Genomic DNA, 20,358 nt, shown 5'->3' with positions numbered 1-20,358 from the left:
CGCTACAATAAAGAAGCAGCGTGTTTGACTAGACAAAAGAAGGTGAAAAGATGAAACCATTTAAAGCTTCAGCATTATTAGACGTTATCAGCGAATTGTTCTCTGATGAAGCGTCGATTGCCGTTTCAGATCTAGAAACGTACGTGTATTACCGGGCAAGTAAACGAATTAATTTAAAAATCAGCCCTGGAGATCAAATTAAAAAAGGAACGATTACATATAAAGCATTAGAACGAAAGCAAAAAGTATCAGAATTTATTCACCGAGACGTGTTTGGCACGCCTTACTACGGCATGGCCGTGCCTTTCTTAGACGAAGGAGAGGTTCAAGGGTGCGTGACGGCGATTTTTCCTGCGTTAACGAGCGGAAAGTCAGTTGTGACGTTAAAGGTGAACGAGGGATGGATACCGGTTCCTTTCTCAAAAATTATCTACGTAGAAGCGCGTGACCGAAAAACATATGTGTACGCACAGAAGTATACGGGTACGCATAAATACACGTTAAATGAATTTGATTATGTGCTTCCAAAAGAAGAGTTTGTGCGCTGTCATCGTTCCTTTATCGTCAATGTGACGCAAATTCAAGAAATTTATCCTGATACACATTCAACTTTTTTACTAGTAATGAGCAGCGGAGAAAAAATTCCGGTCAGTCAGTCGTACGCCAGCTATTTTCGAAAACTCCTTGGGTTTTAACCGTCATTTTGCTTAATTATCATCAAATATGCTGTTTTATCGCTATTTTTGTCCATTTCATTCCAAAAACTCTTGTAGACGCTTGCTTTACAGTAAAATGGTAAAAAAGAGCAAAAACAAGGAGTGAACAGAATGGAAAACGTTTGCAGTCGAATTAAGCATGAAGCACTACAGAATCGCGTTGTCTCTGCTGAAGAAGCAGCATCTTGGATTCAAGATGGAATGACCCTTGGTCTAAGCGGTTTTACACGCGCGGGGGATGTCAAAGCTGTACCGTTTGCGCTAGCGAAACGAGCGGAAACAGAACCGATAAAAGTAAGCGTGTATACCGGTGCTTCACTTGGGTCAGATGTGGATAAGCTATTTGCAGAAAAAGGCATGTTAAATAAACGTTTGCCCTTTCAGGCGGACCCTACCATGCGTAAAAAAATTAATGAAGGTGAATTTCAGTTTATTGATCAGCATTTATCGCATACTTCTGAATGGGTACGTTCAGGCGTGTTAGATTCAATAGATTTCGCTATTTTGGAAGCGGTTTCTATCACAGGTGACGGAATGATGATTCCAACAACGTCAATTGGCAATTCAATGGTGTTTGCCGAGCATGCAAAATCTATTATTATTGAAATTAACACAGCGCAGCCAGAGCTGTTAGAAGGTATTCACGATCTGTATGATCCGGGCGTTCAAGGACAGCGAGATGCAATTCCTTTGAAAAAATCTGATGATCGTATTGGTTCGTTAGGCATACCAATTGATTTAGATAAAGTAAAGGGTATTGTATTTACAAATCAGCTAGATTCACCGTCTACGATTGTAGCACCTGACGAAGAAACGGTTGTAATGGCTCAAAATTTGATTTCATTTTTACGTGAAGAAATTAAAGAAGGGCGATTAACTGAATCGCTTGCTCCTTTACAATCTGGAATTGGATCTGTGGCAAATGCCGTTTTCCACGGTTTGTTAGATTCAGAGTTTCATGATTTAGAGGTGTATTCAGAAGTATTGCAGGATGCTGTGTTTGATTTATTTGACGCAGGAAAAGTTACGTTTGCCTCCTGCTGCTCAATTACGCTTTCAGCAGATAAAATGGAACAAGTTTTCTCTAATTTTGAAGCCTATCGAGATAAGCTCATTCTTCGCCCGCAGGAAATTTCAAACCATCCCGAAATCATTCGTCGCTTAGGACTGATTTCTATTAACACTGCCCTAGAGCTAGACATTTACGGAAACGTCAATTCCACGCATGTGATGGGAACAAAAATGATGAACGGAATCGGAGGCTCAGGAGATTTTGCCCGAAATGCGCGCCTTGGTATTTTTGTAACAAAATCCATTGCTAAAAACGGTGATATTTCAAGCATAGTGCCGTTTGTTTCGCACGTTGATCATACGGAACACGATGTTGATGTGATTGTAACAGAGCAAGGATACGCAGACCTGCGCGGACTCGCTCCAAGAGAACGAGCAAAACGAATCATTAAAAATTGTGCCCACCCAATGTACCGCGACCAGCTTATGGCGTATTACGAAGAAGCGCTCACGCGAGGCGGACAAACACCGCACGTTCTTGAAAAAGCCTTTTCTTTTCATACGTTTTATCAAAAAAATGGGACGATGCGAGAAGTTGTAGCGCAAACAAAGTAAAAGAACGCTTTGTCTCCTGAGGAGACAAAGCGTTTTTTGCTGAGTAAGAAACTTGTGTTTGTTATCTCGTTGAATTACGATGAAAGGGAATACATAAAGAAAACGAGGTAACTTATCTATGAAAGCATTAGTATTTGAAAGATTTGGAGGACCTGACGTTCTTCACTATCAAGATATACCGAACCCCTCTATTGGTCCAACAGACGTATTGGTAAGAACAAAAGCAATTGGACTTAATTTTGCGGATGTGTACCGAAGAAAAGGGAACTATCACTTAACGGGTACACCTCCGTATATTTTAGGATATGAAGGAGCAGGTGTGGTAGAAGAAGTAGGAGCAGAAGTAAGTCACGTTAACGTAGGAGACCGTATTGCGTTTGCTGACGTTCCTTTTGCAAATGCAGAGCTTGTTGCCGTGCCACAAGATAAAATCATTGCCGTACCTGACGATATTTCGTTTGATGCAGCTGCTTCTGTGCTTTTACAAGGGTTAACGGCGCACTATTTAACACAAGACAGCTACAGTATTCAGCCCGGCGATTATGTACTTGTTCACGCAGCTGCTGGAGGCGTAGGTCAGCTTTTAGTTCAAATTGCTAAGCTATTAGGCGGACAGGTCATTGGCTTAACGTCATCTTCTGAAAAAGCAAAAGCAGCGGCTCAAGCAGGCGCTGACTATGTCTTTTTATACGTAGATAACTGGGTGGAACAAGTGAAAGAAGTAACGAAGCGAGGCGCAGATGTTGCCTATGAATCTGTAGGAGTTACGCTAGAAAAAAGCTTTGAAGCCGTAAAAACAAACGGAACCGTGGTATTTTACGGAATGGCAGGAGGCGATCCGGCCCCGGTCGACCCGCGTATGCTGATGGATACCTCTAAAACGCTTACAGGCGGAGACTTATGGAACGTGCTTGTGTCACATGAAGAACGCAAAGTACGTTCACAGCAGCTGTTTGAGTGGATTAGTAAACGTCAGCTTGTGCTAACCGATCCCGTGGTGTTTGACTTAAAAGACGGAGCAAAAGCACATGAGCTGCTTGAAAGCCGGAAAAGTATAGGGAAAATTTTGTTAAGACCGTAAAAGAAAGGCCCTTTAGTCAAGGGCTTTTTTTGTTAGTAAAGGAGAAACTAAGGAGCTGTCTAATATATATAGTAGATAAGTAGAGTGAAAGAGGTGAAGGAAGATGAAACATGCATTGATTACAGCGGGTCATAAAGGTATTGGCAAGAAGGTAACAGAACAGTTTTTAAAAAAGCAGTATTCCGTTACCGTCCATTTTCGAAGTGATAAAAATAAAGTGCGAGAACTGCAAAAAGAATGGCATCAATATAAAGACAACGTACAGTTTGTAGAAGGAGATATAACGAGTAAAGCAGATATTGAACATGTCGTTGCCCAGGTCATGGAACGATTTGGACGTATTGATGTTTTAATTAATAATGCAGGTCCATATGTATTTGAAAGAAAAAAATTAATAGAGTACACAGATAGTGAATGGTATGAAATGCTGGAAGGGAATTTAAGCTCCGTTTTTCATTTTGTAAAAGCGGTTGTTCCTATTATGAAAAAGCAGCAGTTTGGAAGGGTTATTACATACGGTTTTCAAGATGTAGAGCACACCCCTGGATGGATGTACCGCGCGGCTTTTAGTGCCGCTAAGTCAGGGCTAGCTTCTCTGACCAAATCGCTTGCTCTAGAAGTAGCCGAATACGGGATTACGGCCAATATGGTCTGTCCCGGAGATATTGTAGGAGACATGAAAGAAAGTGATATTATAAAAGCAAGATTACTAGAAGACAAGGAAACGCCTGTGGGCCGATCAGGTACGGGAGAAGACATTGCGCGTATTATTGAGTTTCTTTGTGATGAAAACTCAGATATGATTACAGGCAGCATTATATCTGCTTCGGGTGGAGTAGACGTTGTGCATAAAAGCAAAAAACAAGCCCCTGGCAGATAATGCAGGGGCTTGTACGTTACAGCAGCGATTCTCCGCCGTCAATAAACATTTCACTTCCGGTAATATGTTTGGACGCGTCAGAAGCTAAAAAGAAGATTAAATCTGCTACTTCTTCGGGCTTAGCTGAGCGTTTAGCAAGCGGTTGATTGCCATTTGGATATTCAATTGGAATCGCTACTTCTTTTAATTTGTCTTCTTGACGGAATGTATTGCTTTCAATATTTGTATCAACTGCTCCTGGACAAATGACGTTTACCCGTATTCCGTATGTAGAAAGTTCAAGAGCTGCCATTTTGCCGAACGCCATTTGGCCAGCCTTTGAGGAACTGTATGCGCTCATGCCGATATTTGAAAATGTACGGTTGCCGTTAATTGAGCTAGTAATAATAATGCTTCCTCCCTGAGCTTTCAAATAAGGAATAGAATGCTTCACAGTTAAAAAAGTACTTGTTAAATTTGTATCAATCGTTTTTGTCCAATCTTCTGGTGATAGTTCTTCAATAGAAGAGAACGTACCGTTGATGCCTGCGTTAATAGAAATAATATGTAATTGACTCCATAAGCTGCTGATCGTTTCGATACTCTCTTTTATACTTTCAGAGTCAGATACGTCTGTTTTAATGGCTATACACTCTCCGCCGCTCGACATGATGGTCTCTTTTACTTCTTGTAATTTTTCTTCGTCTAAATCTAAAAGAGCAACGCGCGCTCCTTGTTCAGCTAGTGTAATGGCTGAAGCGCGTCCAATTCCAGACGCCGCTCCCGTCACAAGCGCAACTTTTCCAGTTAATGCAATCATTTGTAACCCCTCCATATAAAAATGTTGTTTCCTTTCTTTAGCCTATACGAAGGAAATAAAAACCTCTTTTAAAATATTTGTGTTTAAATTTGCTAAAAGATGCCAAAAGGAAAAGAGAAAACAGCAGCGAATTATTAATATGACGCCAGAATATGAAAAAGCTAATGTCAAATGGGCCTACTTGAGCAGCTAAAGATATACCCTGTCTTTTCAGAAGAATATTTATATAAAATTTTACATCAGAGGGACTTGCAAATCGTTCCTTGAAAGCTTACACTAGTAAAGCACAGAAAAAGGACGGTGTTTTATGAAGAAGAGAAATAATGTGATTCCATTCCCGCAAAGAAGGGAAGCGGCTGCTTATGTTCCCGCTTCTATTAGTTTAGATAAGGATATTGTGGAATTTTTAGAAATTATGAATTTTGAAGATCGCAATGATTTTTTAAACGAAATGATTGATTCATTTTTTAAATATGTAAAAGGTGAAGAAGACGAAGTAAGATAAAAGGTAACGTTAAAGACATCCAACGAGATGTTTTTTATTTTGTGACCAATTGCTTAAAAGGCATGCTTAAGCCTCGTATAGTTATTTATGGTATAGTATACATTAGATACTATCTAGCAGGTGCAAATGCGAGGAGTGATAAGATGAGTGGATTTAAAAAAGATATTCGTGCCGGATCTGAAAAACCACACTCACTAGAACAATTGAAGCATGAAATGGAGCAAAGCCTGTGGAATTTAAGAAAAGATTTGCGAAATGAAAATCGCTCGGAAACGGAAATGGCAATGATTAAAATTTCGCTGCTGTCACTATTTGAGGAACAGGCAAATAAATTGAGTAAAACTGAGCTTTCTGACTACCTTGCCGATTACCATAAAAGAGTCGAGCAGTTATTCGACAGGTATAGCTATAAATAAGACAAGCATCCTTGCGGGGATGCTTGTTTTTATTTGAGCAAAATTCGTTTGTATTCATTGCGCTTCAGAGGTTTGGATACATACCCGTCGGCTTCTAGATGATAAATAATGGTGGCAGCTGCATACACGCTAAAGGCATGATCAAGACCAAAGTAGTCTTGCAAAGCGGCGACGCTCACTTCCTCTTGAAAGATTTTACTCCGATTCGATAAGACAATAGGGTAGACGTTTTTAACGATTTGCTTTGAAATTTCGAGTGTTAACATATTAAATCCCTCCCGTGTGAGTGTACATAACTAAAGGTATTCAGCACGGTGTACATTCATGAAAAAGGGAGCGATTACATTTTTAAAAGATAAAGAAAAGAGGAGTAAATGCCCATAAAATCAAATGCTTTATCTCTTTATGGGGCATGTTTGAAAAACGCAGTATTTTTAGTGTATGACAAACATTTTCAAAAGTTCTATGGAATTATTAGGAGCAATTTAACTAAATCCACATATCTTAAAGTATAGCAAATGGAGGTGAAACACATGGGATACTACGGAGGTTACGGATACGGTTGTGGTTATGGCGGCGGTGGCTGCGGCGGCGGTTTCGCTTTAATCATTGTACTTTTCATCTTATTAATCATCATCGGCGCTTCTTGCTTCGGCGGCGGCTGGTGCTAATTATTAAAAAATGATGACGACGCAACATCCACACTTTATTTCTTCAACTATTTCTTCCACAAAAAGTCTCTTCGGGATGAAGAGACTTTTTTAGTTTATTATTTATAATAACGTGTACAAACTGCACGTTAAAAAGGTTTTATGCGTGGTTCTACATAAAAAAAAGACTCTGAAATCAGAGTCTTTTTCTACTTATGCTTTTTGAACGTTAGCAGCTTGAGGTCCGCGTTGACCTTCTTCAACGTCGAATGTTACAGCTTGACCTTCGTCTAAAGATTTGAATCCTTCGCTTTGGATTGCTGAGAAATGTACGAATACATCGTCGCCGTTTTCGCGCTCGATAAATCCGAAACCTTTTTCTGCGTTAAACCATTTTACTGTACCTTTTTCCATGAATGTTGCCTCCTCGTGTGCTATGCACACATTGTATTACTATCCTTGCTCATGATCAAAATCTTTAAGACGAAAGTATTCACCTATCGATTGTTGCCGAACAAAAATAATTCTTCTTATAGAATAGCAAAAGTTAATGATAATTGCAAGGAATGAAGAAAATTTAACGAAAGTGGTTCATTCATTTAATGAATGAAAACGAAAATTATATGAGTGAAAATAAGTAAGAAAGAGCGTATCAGGTCACACTATCTCTATATATAAGAAGAAAGGGGTCAGTCATATGTTTAAACAGAAAGCAGGGGAAAAACTGATTGAACTGTTAATTGAATGGGGCGTTGATCATATTTACGGCATGCCAGGAGACTCCATTAATTCAATTATTGAACCGCTTCGCAAAGCCCAGGATAAAATTAAATTTATTCAAGTGAGGCATGAAGAAGCGGGAGCTCTCGCAGCGGCTGCATATGCAAAGCTAACCGGTAAAATCGGTGTATGCACGGCTATTGCCGGACCGGGAGCGATTCATTTACTGAATGGTTTGTATGATGCAAAGTTAGACAAAGCTCCCGTGTTAGCACTTACGGGGCAAGTAGAATCAGATCTCATCGGAAGCGATGCGTTTCAAGAAATTAATTTAGAGCGAATGTTCGATGACGTGGCTGTATATAACCAGCGAGTCATGTCCGCTGAGCAGCTTCCGACTGTTGTCAATCAAGCGATTCGAACAGCTTATGCTAAAAAAGGTGTGGCTGTGTTAACCATTCCCGATGATATTCCTCGTTTTGAAGTCGGATCAGAAGCACGGGAAACATCAAGCATAATCGTTAAACAAGACGTCTTTCCTCACAGAGAAGACCTTGAAAAAGCAAAAGATTTGATTGGTAAAGCAGAAAGTCCGGTTATTTTAGCTGGTCGCGGCACACATGAAATGAGAGAAGAGCTGCTTGCATTTGCAGAAAAAATCGCGGCACCTATTGTCCTTACGCTTCCTGGAAAAGGCGCAGTACCGGATGAACATCCATATTGTCTCGGAGGACTTGGGTTAATCGGGACAAAGCCAGCGTATGAAGCGATGCAAGAAGCGGATACGCTCATCATGATTGGGACGTCCTATCCGTTTACAGGCTTTTTGCCAGACCATGCGAAAACGATTCATATTGATATTGATCCTGCACAAATTGGCAAAAGATACCCTGTAGATGCAGGGCTTGCAGGAGAAGCGAAAGCAACGGTTCAGTGGTTTTTAGAAAACGTTGGCCGCTCAGAGCATCGCCAGTTTTTAGAGCAAAGTCAAGAACGTATGAAAAAGTGGTGGAATCAGCTTGATACCCAAGAAGCCAAAGAAAGTGTACCTATCAAGCCTCAGCGAGTGATTCGAGCGCTTCAGCACGTAGCGGATGATAATGCGGTCTTGTCTGTAGATGTAGGAAACGTCACAGTATGGATGGCGCGTCATTTTCGTATGACAAATCAGCAGTTTGTGATTTCAAGCTGGCTAGCGACTCTCGGCTGCGGGCTGCCGGGCGCACTTGCTGGAAAAATTGCTTATCCCGAGAAGCAGGTGTTTGCGGTATGTGGAGACGGCGGCTTTGCGATGACAATGGCAGATTTTATTACAGCTGTTAAATACAACCTTCCGCTAGTCGTAGTGCTATTTAACAATCATAAAATTGGCATGATTAAATTTGAACAAGAAGTAATGGGAAATGCTGAATTTGGGACAGATTTAACAAACCCGAATTTTGCTAGGTATGCAGATATTTGCGGAGGTGTTGGCTACCGAGTAGAAAAAGAAGAAGAGCTGCTGCCGGCTTTTGAAAGTGCTGTTAGGCAAAACAAGCCGTGTATTATCGATGTAATCGTTGATGCAAACGAAGCGCCTATGCCAGCTAAGATTACGCTAGGACAAGCAACGGGTTATGCCAAGCATATGGTGAAAGAATTGTTTCAAGAAGGCAAGCTAGATTTACCGCCTCTATAAAAAAGAGGCTGTGACGAAAGTATTTAAAGATCTGAACGATGAATTGAAGCTCTTAATGGAGAATCAACTTCGTTTGGATTTTTTTTGTTGGAATGGTGAATGTATTTTAATTAACTATAAAATTATTATGTAAACTTAAATGCTGGCAAATGAAAAGAGGTGATATTATATTTATTTTGTAAAGTGGATGAGCAAAAAAACACCGAATTGGATGGTCTTTTTTTATAAAACTGCTTTAAGATAAGAGAGATAAAGGATAAACTACTAATAAGAAAGTTTAAATGTAAGGACTGACGCCGCATGAACTGGAGACCAGATCGCGCTAGCAAAAAAGCGATTTATAAACAAATTGCAGAATATATTGAAAGCTGTATTTCATCGGGAGCGTTTCCGCCGGATTCTATGCTGCCATCAGAACGAACGCTTGCTGCTGAGCTAAACGTGAACAGAAGCACGGTAGTAGCTGCTTATGAAGAACTGCAGGCACTTGGAATCGTAGAACGTAAAAAAGGAAGCGGCACGCGAGTTAGTTCGAGCATCTGGGGGATTTCCCGTAAACGTATTCCAAACTGGGGGAGATATGTAGAAGACGGTTCATTTTTGCCTAATTTACCGCTCGTACAGCGAATAAGAAGCGAAGCTTTGCGAACAGATTTTGTAAACTTAGCCAGCGGAGAATTAGCTCCTAGCTTATTTCCAAGTGAAGATTTTCAGCGAATATTAGCGGGCATGCCGTTTAATGAGCATTTAGGCTATGATCATCCTCACGGCAATGAACGTCTGCGTGACGCTATTGCTGCTCATGTTCATGAGTACCGAAAAATCTCCACCGATGCTAATTCCATTTTAATTACATCAGGTGCACAGCAAGCACTTCATTTGATTGTTCAGTGTTTGTTAAAACCAGGAGATGCAGTAGCGATTGAAGATCCGTCCTATAGCTATTCACTGCCGCTTTTTCAATCAGCAGGTTTACGAACGTTTTTGCTGCCTGTAGATAAAAATGGAGCCAACCCGGAGGACTTAGTAGAATTACATAAAAAGCATCGTATTCGTATGGTTTTTTTAAATCCGTATTATCAAAACCCGACCGGTATTGTGTTATCAGAAGCACGCCGAAAGCGGTTTTTAGAGCTGTCTTCAGAATACGGCATTCCGCTTATTGAAGATGATCCTTATTCACTCACGGCATTTGACGGAAATGTACATCAAACGCTGAAATCGATGGACGAGAACGGAAATGTCCTCTATATCAGCTCGCTTTCTAAAATCGTGGCATCGGGTCTTCGAATTGGCTGGATAGTAGGGCCAGAGCAAGTGATTCAGCGCCTGGCAGACGCTAAGCAGCAAATTGACTTTGGTCACAGCATCTTTCCGCAGTGGATTGCTTATCAATTCTTAGATTCTCCTACGTTTTCTTCGCATATTGAAAAGCTTAGACAAGAGCTCAAAAAGCAAGAGTATGCCCTGTCGTCGAGTCTGAACGAATTGCTCGGATCAAAAGTATCTTTTGATTCACCTCAAGGCGGAATTCACTTATGGTGCAAAGTGAATCAGCCGGTCGATGACTATCGTCTACTGGAAGAATCGCTTAAAAGGGGTGTGGCTTTTGTACCAGGAAGCGTGCTGAGTTCTCAAAGCGGAGCTATTCGCTTTACGTTTGGCAGAGGGGAAGAAGAGGTTATTCGAGAAGGAATCAAACGATTTGCGAGCGCCCTAGAGAGTCTGGAATAGCTATAAACATAGGTAAACGTACCGGATGAAAGTTTTATTTTATTATTTCGTATAGATTGTTATGATCTTGTGCTATACTAAGAGTACCATTAACTTTACTTCTGTATTTGTACCGACTGGCCCTGTTGAAAAACAGGGCTTTTTTATGTTTGTACACAAAAAAACAGATCCTTTAAAGGATCTGTTTCTGATATGTTGTGTTTCTTATGCTTTTTGAACGTTAGCAGCTTGAGGTCCGCGTTGACCTTGTTCTACGTCAAATGTTACAGCTTGACCTTCGTCTAAAGATTTGAAGCCTTCGCTTTGGATTGCTGAGAAGTGTACGAATACATCGTCTCCACCTTCGCGCTCGATGAATCCAAAACCTTTTTCTGCGTTAAACCATTTTACTTTACCTTGTTCCATAATTGTTGCCTCCTCGTGCGGACTCGCACATTGTGGTACTATTCTTGCTCAAATCTAAAGACGAAAAGTGACAATACTCATACATCCCCACCGAACAAAAATAATTCTCTTATATCTTAGCAGAAATTTCCTATGCTTGCAAGCGCTTTATCTAAAAAGTATCCGTGTTTTTTTGACAAGTTTTTCATAAGACACGTCTAAAAAATGTCACATTTTGAACATTTTAGAAAGGCTATTCTTTGTATTCGCTTTTCCTGTAGTTATATAATAATGAAAATATGGTTTTTCTAAAGGTAGAAAACAAGTATAAATGTACATACTGAGTGCTGAAATGGAGTGGTAAAGATGAAAGTGGGTTTAATTGGTTTAGGAAATATGGGATTACCGATGGCGGAAAATATGATAAAAGCGGGTCATGAACTTGTGATTTATAACCGGACTGCTGCGAAGGCGGAAAGTCTTGTGAAAAAAGGAGCAAAGATTGTGGAGACACCTGCTCAAGCAGCACAAGAAGCAAATCTTGTCTTTACAATTCTTTCAAATGACGAGGCTTTAGAAGAAGTAACGATGTCACAAGACGGTATACTTGCAGGCCTTCAAAAAGGCGGTATTCACGTTTCTGTGAGTACTATTAGCGTAGATTTATCCGAAAAATTAACAAGCGCACATGCTGCATCAGGACAGCATTTTGTTGCAGCGACTGTTTTAGGTCGCCCCGACGCAGCAGCTGCTGCGGCTCTCAAAGTAATAGTTGCAGGTAATAAAGAAGCAAGAGAGCACGTTTGGCCGCTGTTTGAAGCGATTGGTCAAACTATTTTCACTGTAGGAGACGAGCCTTACTTATCAAATGTAGCTAAGCTTGGCAATAATTTTTTATTAGTATCGATGTTAGAAGCTGTTTCTGAAGCAGTAGTTATGGTAGAGCAGTATGGCATGCAAGCGGAGCAGTTTCTTGAAGTGGTTAATAGCTTATTTGCATCTCCTGTGTATAAAAATTACGGCAATTTAATTGCTAAAAGAGACTTTGATCCCGCTGGATTCAAGCTGGAGCTTGGACTAAAGGATGTAAACCTGGCTATTGATGCAGCCAAAAAAGTGTCCGCTCCGCTTCCGTTAGGAGAGCTTGTTAAAGGTCATTATGAACAAGGAATCGAAAATGGCTGGGGTCATTTAGACTGGTCCGCTTTACTAAAAACAGTTGAAGCTCTAAAAAAAGATAACTAAAAAGACGAAAAGGAGTGCAGCCAGTGAAAGCGAAAGGAAAGTGGGTATGGATTGTATCCTTTATTTCGATTATTTCGTGTCTGCTGTTTGCAGCGGGGCTTGGAATGTCTATTTATGATTATGTTAGCGCCTCAAAAGCTACTGTAAAAGAAATGCCAAAGCCAAAGCAAGAAACAAGCAGCAGTAACAAAAGCACCAAGAATTATACGATTGTCGCTTTAGGTGATTCCCTGACAAGAGGAACAGGAGACGCAGTGGGAAAAGGATACGTTGGGTATTTAAAAGATAATCTTGAAGAAAAAACGAAGAAGAAAATTCTCTTAAGTAACTTTGGAATAAAAGGTCAAACGTCTTCGCAGCTGGCAAGTCAAGTAAAGCAGCAGCAAATTCAGCGGCAGATTAAGTCGGCAGATACCGTGCTGATCACCATTGGGGGAAATGACTTATTTCAAGGCGGACAAACGCTGCAAAATTTAAATAAAAACAATATTCAAAAGCTAGAAAATGACTATTTAAAAAACGTAGACAGCATCTTAAAAAGTATCCGGTCGGCAAATAAAGACACGACGATTTTTTTGATTGGTTTATACAATCCGTTTAGTAACCTGCAAGATGCAAAAACGACAACGGCTATTGTACGAGAATGGAATTACAAAAGCAGTGAATTAAGTGCTAATTATAAGCAAACTGTTTTTGTTCCGACCTTTGATTTGTTTCAGCTAAAGGTAGATGACTACTTATATACCGATAAGTTTCATCCTAATGCAAAAGGCTACAAGCTGATCGCAGAACGTGTAGCATCGCTCATTACGTGGTAAGGGAGGGAATGATATGAGTGAAGTAACGCTTTCAGTAAAAGGACTGAAAAAAGTAATAGGAAAACGAGAAATTATCAAAAATATTGATTTTGAACTAAAAAGAGGCGAAGTGTTCGGCTTTTTAGGACCCAATGGAGCCGGTAAAACGACAACGATTCGAATGCTTGTCGGCTTGATTCGCCCGACGGCTGGTTCCATTTATATTTGTGGATACAGCGTATCGAAGCAGTTTACAAAAGCGATGGAGCATATCGGCTGTATTGTTGAAAATCCTGAGCTGTATCCATACTTAAGCGGCTGGGAAAATCTGCAGCACTTTTCACGCATGATTCCTTCTATGACGGAAGAACGCATTCATGAAGTTGTGGCATTAGTTGGCTTGCAAGAGCGTATCCACGATTTAGTTCGCACGTATTCGTTAGGTATGAGGCAGCGTTTAGGAATTGCGCAAGCGCTTCTCGGAAAACCAAAAGTACTTATTTTAGACGAGCCAACGAACGGACTAGACCCTTCTGGGATTCGGGATATGCGTAAATTTATTCGCTTTTTAGCTGAAAGTGAAGGTCTAAGCGTCTTAGTATCCAGTCATTTACTGAGCGAGATTCAGCTAATGTGTGACCGAGTAGCGATTATCGCAAAAGGAGAAGTTATTCACACAGAATCGGTGAAGACCCTGTTAACTCAGCAAGAGCGTTTACTGTGGAAGCTAGATCCGCAGCCCGCAGGAATAGACGTTTTAAAACAAGTGACGGACTTTGTACAAGTGCAGGGGGAGTATGTCACGACGTTTTATGAAGAAGCTGAAGTGGGAGAGTGGAACAAACAGCTCATTCAAGCAGGAGTAACGGTAAAAGAAATGAATCGAAAGCTTCCAACTCTTGAAGATTTATTTATCGAAATGACAGGAGGCGAATCGATTGATTAGTTTGGTTCAAAATGAAATGATCAAGCTCGTTCGAAAAAAGCGCCTGTTAATCGTTACGCTTATCATGGGAGTTTTGATTTCCATGTTTACCTATGCTCAGCTTCGCGAAACGCAGCGCCTTCAAGAAAAGCTAGGAACGACCGATTGGCGCAGTACGCTGCAGCAAGAAATTATCGATACGCAAAACCGGCTGAGCGGAAGCCAAATTTCAGATGATTGGCGCAAGCAGCTTGAAATTCGCGTGGCGCAGCAGCAGTATTACTTAGATAACGATATCAATCCTTCAGAACCAGGAGCGCCAACGTTTGTGCGAGGGTTCATTGAAAACGCCATTCAGCTTTTGCTGCCTCTGATGATTATGATTATTGCAGCGGATTTAGTGTCTTCAGAGTACAGCTTGGGATCCATCAAGGTATTGTTGACGAGACCTGTGAAACGGTGGAAAATCCTGCTTAGTAAATACATCACGCTCGTCATGTCCGTCTCGTTTTTAATTTTAATGTTTGGCGTTTTGTCGTACCTCATTTCTGGTGTTGTATTTGGATTTAAAGGCTGGACAGCCCCGATTCTTACGGGGTTTAGCGTACAGGGAAATGACTTAAATACAGCGGACGTCCATTTAATTTCGCAGTGGAGATATATTTTAATGGAGTTTGGTCTTGCTTGGTTTGTCTCACTAGTTGTTGGAACGCTTGCTTTTATGCTGTCTGTTTTAATTAAAAGTACAGCTGCAGGTATGGGTGTGATGCTTGCTTGTTTGATTGCAGGTACAATTTTAAGCAGCATGGTTTCTTCATGGCATTCAGCTAAGTATTTGTTTATGGTTAACTTAAATTTAACTTCTTATCTGCAAGGCACAGCTCCTCCGACTGAAGGAATGACATTAGGGTTTTCCTTGGGTGTTTTAACCATTTGGGGACTTGCCGGGCTGCTCGTGTCGTTTCTGGTATTTATCAAAAAAGACGTGTACTAATTCCGTATAAGTTGACGATAATCAGGAACGTGCGTTATGATTGTATTAACAAAAAATGCTGTTTTGCTCAAAGGGGAGTAGCTCTTGCAGTAAAGTCGTCATTTCGAGATTATTATCTCCGGCTTTATTGACAATGCAAATTGTTAGCGAGACCTTTGCCAATGTTATCATTGGTAAAGGTCTGGATACAAACACCTTTACCACATGTGGTAAAGGTGTTTTTTGTTATTTCAAAATGAGAGAGGAGCTTGAAAATGTCAAAACTATCGAGACTGTTAAAAAGCCCCGCTGTAAAAAAAGGAATAAAAAAAGCTGTACCCATTATTATGAAAGAGTTAAAGAAACGAAAATCGAAAAGAAGATAGTAGAAAAGAAAATAAGAAAGGTTGAGTGCTAAGTGAAAAAATGGATGCTAGTCATATCAACTGCTGTTCTTTTTATGGTCGGCGGCTGTTCTTTTCTTGAAGATACAAGCAGTACGCTGAACTACGCAAATGATGCGAAAGATTACGTGAGTGAAGCACAAAAGTTTGCTGAAGAAATACCGCCTCTAGCGGAAAAAGCTGTTAATGACGACGAGGCAATAAAGAAGCTAGAGCAAAAGCTGCAGGAAATGAAAGGGAAAGCTGAAGAATTTAATCAAACAAAAGCTCCTGACATCGCTTCTGATGTGCACGATCAGCTTGTTCAACAAAACGAAAAAATCATTAGTGGAATTGAAGCGTATGAAGCCAATATAAAGGATGGGAGCTTCAATCCAGAAACGCTAAAAAACAGTGAATTGTTTCAATCAATTCAAGATGTATCAAGTATTATGAAACAAATTAAAGAATTAGGTCAGTAAGAAAACGCGGCTGAGAAAAAATTATGTTAACTAAAGAACATCCGAACGATGAATCAAGATTCTTGATGGAGAATCAACTTCGTTCGGATTTTTTTATTTGCAGGTAAACGTAGGTTTGATGTAGTTATGTCTTATGACTCAACCTCGTTTCCTTGTTGTAAATGTAAAATTATATAAATATATCTATTTATTAGAAGACAAAAACCTTTTCTTTCTTTTTTATATCTTCGAAATTTTGTTAGAAGCTGTGACAAACTTAATGTCTGCTTTTCATATCCTATGTATAGTACATATATACACACCCCTTGAAATGAAATTTTTTTGAATTAAAAAAGGGCGTGGGAACGTTGATGCATTAGGTAATAAGACTCATTTAAAAAGGAGGATTCATCCAATTAACAAAAACTATAGTCCTTGGTTTTAAAGAGAGAAACTAAAAAAATTTTTTCGGTTTACAAAAAGTTAATAAAACGCATACAAATGGTTTACTAAAAAATCAAAAAATTTACATCCTTTATAAATCTTTTCTGCTATACTATTTTTGAACAGTTGCTAGATTTATAGCGATGATAACTTACTTGAAAGGTGAATGGTAGATGAAAAAGAACAAAAGTAGTAAAACGAAAAAAATCCTATCCACATCACTGGCACTTTCTCTATTATCTATGCCTCTTTTAACTACACAGGCAGGAGCGGAAGAACGTCATCCTGGACAAAGCTCACAGCAAAGCAAGCATCAAGGCCATAATAAAAAAGATGCGCTTGTGAACATACGCCTGATGGAAACAACCGATGTTCATACGAATCTATTAAACTATGATTATTTTAAAGATGCCTCTTACGAGAAAGTGGGTTTAGCTAAAACCGCTACCTTAATCAAAAACGCTCGAAAAGAAGTAAAAAACAGCTTATTAGTAGATAACGGAGACCTCATTCAAGGAACGCCTCTAGGCACGTACAAAGCTAAGATTGACCCGCTGAAAAAAGGGGAAGTTCATCCTGTATTTAAAGCAATGAATCAGCTGGATTATGATATTGCAACGCTTGGAAATCATGAGTTCAACTATGGATTAGACTTCCTAACAGAAGCGTATAACGACGCAAACTTTCCTTACATAAATGCCAATGTCTACGTTGATGATCATGACAACAACCCGAAAAACGATAAAAATAAATTTACGCCTTATAAAATTATGAATAAAAAAGTCGTCGATGAAAATGGAAAGAAACGAACCATTAAAGTTGGTTTCATTGGCTTTGTGCCGCCTCAAATTAACGATTGGGATAAAGCAAACCTTGATGGAAAAGTCATTACAAAAGGCATTGTGGAAACAGCCAACAAATATATTCCAGAAATGAAGAAAAAAGGTGCAGACGTAGTTGTTGCAATGGCTCACTCTGGATTTAGCAGCAACAAGCAAAACACGGAAGATGTCATTTATTCATTAAGTGAAGTAAAAGGCATTGACGCTATTACGTTTTCACACACGCATAAAGTCTTCCCTGCTAAAACAGAAGCTTCGCTAGACGGTTTGTTCCTTGGAGCAGATAAAAAACCTCTTCCTGGAGTTGATAATGCAAAAGGAACGATCAACGGCGTTCCGGCTGTTCAAGCAGGTTACGGCGGAGGGTCACTTGGTTTAATCGACTTAACGTTAAAAGAAGAAAAAGGAAAATGGAAAGTAGTAAGCTCTCAATCGTCCACGCGTGAAACGTATAAAGACGTAAAAGACGCGTCAGGGAAAACGGTTACGCAAAGTACCGTAGAACCGGATAAAGGCGTTGTTAAAGCAGTTCAAAAAGATCATGATGCAACGGTTAAATACGTGAACACACCAATCGGTAAAACGACCGATGATATCCACAGCTATTTTTCTCTTGTAAAAGATGATCCATCTATTCAAGTTGTGACAAACGCACAAAAAGATTACGTAGAAAAATATGTTTCTCAAAATAAGCCGGAATACAAAGACCTTCCAATTTTATCAGTTGGAGCACCTTTTAAAGCAGGAAGAAACGGCGTTGATGAATATACGGAAATTAAAAAAGGTGACTTAACGATCCGAAGCGCTGGCGACCTGTATCTATATGACAACACGTTAAAAGCGGTTAAAGTAAAAGGTTCTGTTGTAAAAGACTGGATTGATATGTCTGCGGGTAAGTTTAATCAAATTACACCGAATAAAACAGAAGAGCAGGAATTATTAAACCCAAGCTTCCCTGTTTATAATTTCGACGTAATCGATGGCGTTCAATACCAAATTGACGTCACAAAACCAGCAAAATACGATGTGAATGGAAACGTGATTCACGGAGATTCAAGCCGTGTTGTTAACTTAACGTATAACGGCAAGCCGGTTGATCCGAACCAAGAGTTTATCGTTGTGACAAATAACTACCGAGCTGGCGGAGGCGGAAACTTCCCTGGTCTAAAAGGAAGCGAGCTTGTGGTGGATTCAGCGGATGAAAACCGTCAAATTCTAATGGACTACATCACCGAGCAAAAAGAAATTACACCAACAGCTGACGATAACTGGTCCATTGCACCAATTAACGGAACGGCTAACGTGACGTTCACAAGCTCACCGCGCGGAGAAAGCTATTTAACTGAAGGAAGCAACATTACGTATACAAATAAAACGGATGACAAAGGATTCGGCATTTACAAAATTAATTTAAACGGCGAATCAAAAGATAATACAAAGGTTCAGCTTTTAGGCATGAACGACCTGCACGGTCAGCTCGATACAGATACAAAAATCAATTCAAATGGCCAAGCGCTTTTAGCTGGAAATATGAAATATACAGCAGCAGCTATTCGTAAACAAGAAGCTGAAAATCCGAATACGCTTTTAGTTCATGCTGGAGATATGATTGGCGGAAGCCCGTTAGTTTCAGCGCTGTTTCAAGACGAGCCAACGGTTGAAGTGATGGAATCACTTGGATTTGATGTAGGTACGCTTGGAAATCATGAGTTTGATGAAGGCATTGCTGAGCTTCACCGTATGATTGAAGGCGGAGACCATCCAAAAGGAACAAAAGGATACGACGGCATGAATTTCCCGGTAGTAGCGGCAAATGCTTATGATACGTCAACTGATAAATTAATTACAGAACCTTATGCAATAAAAGAAGTAGGCGGCAAGAAAATCGGCTTCATCGGCGTTGTAACACAAGAAACGCCAAGCATGATTGTTCGTAAAGGAAATGAAAACTTAAAAATTACGGACGAAGCAGCAGCGATTGATAAGTATACGGAAGAGCTGAAAAAGCAAGGTATCAAAGCAATTGTGGTACTTGCTCATAATCCATCTAATCAAAACGGAACTCCTACTGAATTTGATGCAGCAGATATCGCTAAAAAAGTTGACGATGAAGTTGACGTTATCTTTTCAGCTCACAATCACGTATACAACAACAAAGTAGTAGATAACAAATTAATCGTTCAAGCTTATTCATACGGCTCAGCGTTTTCTGACGTAGACGTTGAAATCGATAATACGGGTGACATCGTGAAAAAAGATGCAAAAATTGTGACCGTATATCAAAAAGACTATACGCCAGATCCTGAAGTTTCAAGCATTATGAAAAAGTACGAAGATTTAGCAGCGCCTATTAAAGCAGAAGTGGTTGGGAAGTCATCTACAGATTTGGCAAAAGGCTATCCTTCTAACGGAGCAACAGGGGATATCGCGCTTGGAAACTTAATTGCTGACGGCATGAAAGCAGAAATGAACGCTGACTTTGCTTTAATGAATGGCGGAGGCGTTCGTTCACAGCTTGATGCAGGTGACATAACATACGGTGATTTGTTTGCGATTCAGCCGTTTGGCAACGTCTTAAATAAAGTAAAGCTAAGCGGAGCGGATTTAGAAACGGTGTTAAACAATCAAATTACATCATCCGGACTAGATTTTCATATTGCAGGATTTAACTATACGTGGGATGGAAGTACGAATAAAGTAGTCGATATTACGCTTCCAGATGGAAGTAAAATTGACAAAGAAAAAGAATACACGGTAGTAGTGAATAACTATATGTACGGAAATGAAAAATACGGTATTGGTGCACTTTCTTCAGATATGGAAGTGGGACCAGAAGATTTACAAGCAACGGTAAACTATATTAAAACACTCAACAGCCCGTTTGAATACAAAGCTGAAGGCCGTATTCAAAACGTGGCAGCTGCTAAAACAGCTGAACAGCAAGAACCTACTTTGAAAATAGCTCAATAAGCCAAAAAAGACTGTCTCATAACTCGGATTTCCGGTTTAGAGACAGTCTTTTTTAGTAGATTATCTTCACTTTCAAACTTTAAATCAATTAATTTACCCCCCTAACAAACCGCTTAATTTTTGAAACAA

19 protein-coding genes are annotated in these 20,358 nt (G+C 39.9%); 15 read left to right on the top strand and 4 right to left on the bottom strand.

All coding sequences use genetic code 11. From position 1 onward, the window contains the following. Positions 1-50: 50 nt before the first annotated feature. The 4 genes from BG04_RS25515 to BG04_RS25500 all read left to right on the top strand — a co-directional run bounded on the left by BG04_RS25515 (position 51) and on the right by BG04_RS25500 (position 4,303). Complete coding sequence (locus BG04_RS25515) at positions 51-695, top strand: LytTR family DNA-binding domain-containing protein (protein WP_013083502.1); 645 nt, start codon at positions 51-53, stop codon at positions 693-695. 132 nt (positions 696-827) lie between these two features. Beyond that, complete coding sequence (locus BG04_RS25510; protein WP_034651351.1) at positions 828-2,342, top strand: succinyl-CoA:acetate CoA-transferase ScpC; 1,515 nt, start codon at positions 828-830, stop codon at positions 2,340-2,342. A 118-nt stretch (positions 2,343-2,460) separates the two neighbouring features. Next, on the top strand, positions 2,461-3,423 hold the full coding sequence (locus BG04_RS25505) for a quinone oxidoreductase family protein (RefSeq protein WP_034651354.1): 963 nt from the start codon (positions 2,461-2,463) through the stop codon (positions 3,421-3,423). A 103-nt stretch (positions 3,424-3,526) separates the two neighbouring features. After that, positions 3,527-4,303: an SDR family oxidoreductase gene (locus BG04_RS25500; protein WP_034651357.1), complete on the top strand. Its 777-nt coding sequence runs from the start codon at positions 3,527-3,529 to the stop codon at positions 4,301-4,303. A 16-nt stretch (positions 4,304-4,319) separates the two neighbouring features. Here the strand turns inward: BG04_RS25500 and BG04_RS25495 are convergent, their stop codons facing one another. Then, a complete protein-coding gene (locus tag BG04_RS25495; protein WP_034651359.1) occupies positions 4,320-5,102 on the bottom strand; it encodes an SDR family oxidoreductase in 783 nt (260 codons plus the stop codon). 307 nt (positions 5,103-5,409) lie between these two features. On the opposite strand from BG04_RS25495, the gene BG04_RS25490 reads away from it, so the two are divergent. Then, on the top strand, positions 5,410-5,607 hold the full coding sequence (locus BG04_RS25490; RefSeq protein ID WP_034651361.1) for a hypothetical protein: 198 nt from the start codon (positions 5,410-5,412) through the stop codon (positions 5,605-5,607). Positions 5,608-5,750: 143 nt separating this feature from the next. Further along, on the top strand, positions 5,751-6,023 hold the full coding sequence (locus tag BG04_RS25485) for a hypothetical protein (protein WP_034651364.1): 273 nt from the start codon (positions 5,751-5,753) through the stop codon (positions 6,021-6,023). Between the two features lie 29 nt (positions 6,024-6,052). Here the strand turns inward: BG04_RS25485 and BG04_RS25480 are convergent, their stop codons facing one another. Next, positions 6,053-6,289 (bottom strand): hypothetical protein, encoded by a 237-nt coding sequence (locus BG04_RS25480; protein ID WP_016764460.1) that lies wholly within the window; start codon positions 6,287-6,289, stop codon positions 6,053-6,055. Between the two features lie 267 nt (positions 6,290-6,556). Here BG04_RS25480 and yjcZ point away from each other — a divergent pair, with 267 nt between their 5' ends. Beyond that, positions 6,557-6,694 (top strand): sporulation protein YjcZ, encoded by a 138-nt coding sequence (yjcZ, locus tag BG04_RS25475; RefSeq protein WP_013057409.1) that lies wholly within the window; start codon positions 6,557-6,559, stop codon positions 6,692-6,694. Positions 6,695-6,886: 192 nt separating this feature from the next. Here the strand turns inward: yjcZ and BG04_RS25470 are convergent, their stop codons facing one another. Then, positions 6,887-7,087, bottom strand: a complete 201-nt coding sequence (locus BG04_RS25470; protein ID WP_013057408.1) for a cold-shock protein — start codon at positions 7,085-7,087, stop codon at positions 6,887-6,889. Between the two features lie 283 nt (positions 7,088-7,370). Between BG04_RS25470 and BG04_RS25465 the strand changes: the two genes are divergently transcribed. Further along, entirely contained in the window at positions 7,371-9,071 is a 1,701-nt protein-coding gene (locus tag BG04_RS25465) for a pyruvate oxidase (RefSeq protein WP_034651369.1), read from the top strand. Between the two features lie 300 nt (positions 9,072-9,371). Beyond that, the gene (gene pdxR, locus BG04_RS25460) at positions 9,372-10,805 is read left to right on the top strand and encodes a MocR-like pyridoxine biosynthesis transcription factor PdxR (RefSeq protein WP_034651371.1); all 1,434 of its coding nucleotides are present in this window, start codon (positions 9,372-9,374) and stop codon (positions 10,803-10,805) included. Positions 10,806-11,009: 204 nt separating this feature from the next. On the opposite strand, the gene BG04_RS25455 is transcribed toward pdxR, so the two are convergent. Continuing rightward, positions 11,010-11,210 (bottom strand): cold-shock protein, encoded by a 201-nt coding sequence (locus BG04_RS25455; RefSeq protein ID WP_013057405.1) that lies wholly within the window; start codon positions 11,208-11,210, stop codon positions 11,010-11,012. A gap of 345 nt (positions 11,211-11,555) precedes the next feature. On the opposite strand from BG04_RS25455, the gene BG04_RS25450 reads away from it, so the two are divergent. From BG04_RS25450 to BG04_RS25420, 6 genes are all read left to right on the top strand, one after another. Continuing rightward, positions 11,556-12,434, top strand: a complete 879-nt coding sequence (locus BG04_RS25450) for an NAD(P)-dependent oxidoreductase (RefSeq protein ID WP_013083494.1) — start codon at positions 11,556-11,558, stop codon at positions 12,432-12,434. A gap of 23 nt (positions 12,435-12,457) precedes the next feature. Beyond that, a complete protein-coding gene (locus BG04_RS25445) occupies positions 12,458-13,252 on the top strand; it encodes a GDSL-type esterase/lipase family protein (protein ID WP_034651374.1) in 795 nt (264 codons plus the stop codon). Between the two features lie 13 nt (positions 13,253-13,265). Continuing rightward, a complete protein-coding gene (locus BG04_RS25440) occupies positions 13,266-14,177 on the top strand; it encodes an ABC transporter ATP-binding protein (protein ID WP_016764456.1) in 912 nt (303 codons plus the stop codon). Then, positions 14,170-15,150 (top strand): ABC transporter permease, encoded by a 981-nt coding sequence (locus BG04_RS25435; protein WP_034651375.1) that lies wholly within the window; start codon positions 14,170-14,172, stop codon positions 15,148-15,150. Before BG04_RS25440 ends, BG04_RS25435 begins: the two co-directional genes overlap by 8 nt. A 397-nt stretch (positions 15,151-15,547) precedes the next feature. Further along, positions 15,548-15,994 (top strand): DUF6376 family protein, encoded by a 447-nt coding sequence (locus tag BG04_RS25425; protein ID WP_051975590.1) that lies wholly within the window; start codon positions 15,548-15,550, stop codon positions 15,992-15,994. A 596-nt stretch (positions 15,995-16,590) separates the two neighbouring features. After that, entirely contained in the window at positions 16,591-20,229 is a 3,639-nt protein-coding gene (locus BG04_RS25420; protein WP_034651379.1) for a multifunctional 2',3'-cyclic-nucleotide 2'-phosphodiesterase/3'-nucleotidase/5'-nucleotidase, read from the top strand. Positions 20,230-20,358: the final 129 nt, after the last annotated feature.

It is taken from the genome of Priestia megaterium NBRC 15308 = ATCC 14581 (assembly GCF_000832985.1).
Taxonomy (GTDB): domain Bacteria; phylum Bacillota; class Bacilli; order Bacillales; family Bacillaceae_H; genus Priestia; species Priestia megaterium.
The sequence above is the reverse complement of the archived record's forward strand: the minus strand, read 5'-3'. Positions and strand labels throughout refer to the sequence as shown.

What these genes read in the sequence shown, in the direction of transcription:
- BG04_RS25455 (WP_013057405.1), bottom strand. Translation starts at nt 11,210, where the DNA reads ATGGAACAAGGTAAAGTAAAATGGTTTAACGCAGAAAAAGGTTTTGGA.
- BG04_RS25515 (WP_013083502.1), top strand. Translation starts at nt 51, where the DNA reads ATGAAACCATTTAAAGCTTCAGCATTATTAGACGTTATCAGCGAATTG.
- BG04_RS25440 (WP_016764456.1), top strand. Translation starts at nt 13,266, where the DNA reads ATGAGTGAAGTAACGCTTTCAGTAAAAGGACTGAAAAAAGTAATAGGA.
- BG04_RS25450 (WP_013083494.1), top strand. Translation starts at nt 11,556, where the DNA reads ATGAAAGTGGGTTTAATTGGTTTAGGAAATATGGGATTACCGATGGCG.
- BG04_RS25470 (WP_013057408.1), bottom strand. Translation starts at nt 7,087, where the DNA reads ATGGAAAAAGGTACAGTAAAATGGTTTAACGCAGAAAAAGGTTTCGGA.
- BG04_RS25505 (WP_034651354.1), top strand. Translation starts at nt 2,461, where the DNA reads ATGAAAGCATTAGTATTTGAAAGATTTGGAGGACCTGACGTTCTTCAC.
- BG04_RS25420 (WP_034651379.1), top strand. Translation starts at nt 16,591, where the DNA reads ATGAAAAAGAACAAAAGTAGTAAAACGAAAAAAATCCTATCCACATCA.
- BG04_RS25495 (WP_034651359.1), bottom strand. Translation starts at nt 5,102, where the DNA reads ATGATTGCATTAACTGGAAAAGTTGCGCTTGTGACGGGAGCGGCGTCT.
- yjcZ (WP_013057409.1), top strand. Translation starts at nt 6,557, where the DNA reads ATGGGATACTACGGAGGTTACGGATACGGTTGTGGTTATGGCGGCGGT.
- BG04_RS25500 (WP_034651357.1), top strand. Translation starts at nt 3,527, where the DNA reads ATGAAACATGCATTGATTACAGCGGGTCATAAAGGTATTGGCAAGAAG.
- BG04_RS25510 (WP_034651351.1), top strand. Translation starts at nt 828, where the DNA reads ATGGAAAACGTTTGCAGTCGAATTAAGCATGAAGCACTACAGAATCGC.
- BG04_RS25480 (WP_016764460.1), bottom strand. Translation starts at nt 6,289, where the DNA reads ATGTTAACACTCGAAATTTCAAAGCAAATCGTTAAAAACGTCTACCCT.
- BG04_RS25490 (WP_034651361.1), top strand. Translation starts at nt 5,410, where the DNA reads ATGAAGAAGAGAAATAATGTGATTCCATTCCCGCAAAGAAGGGAAGCG.
- BG04_RS25485 (WP_034651364.1), top strand. Translation starts at nt 5,751, where the DNA reads ATGAGTGGATTTAAAAAAGATATTCGTGCCGGATCTGAAAAACCACAC.
- pdxR (WP_034651371.1), top strand. Translation starts at nt 9,372, where the DNA reads ATGAACTGGAGACCAGATCGCGCTAGCAAAAAAGCGATTTATAAACAA.
- BG04_RS25465 (WP_034651369.1), top strand. Translation starts at nt 7,371, where the DNA reads ATGTTTAAACAGAAAGCAGGGGAAAAACTGATTGAACTGTTAATTGAA.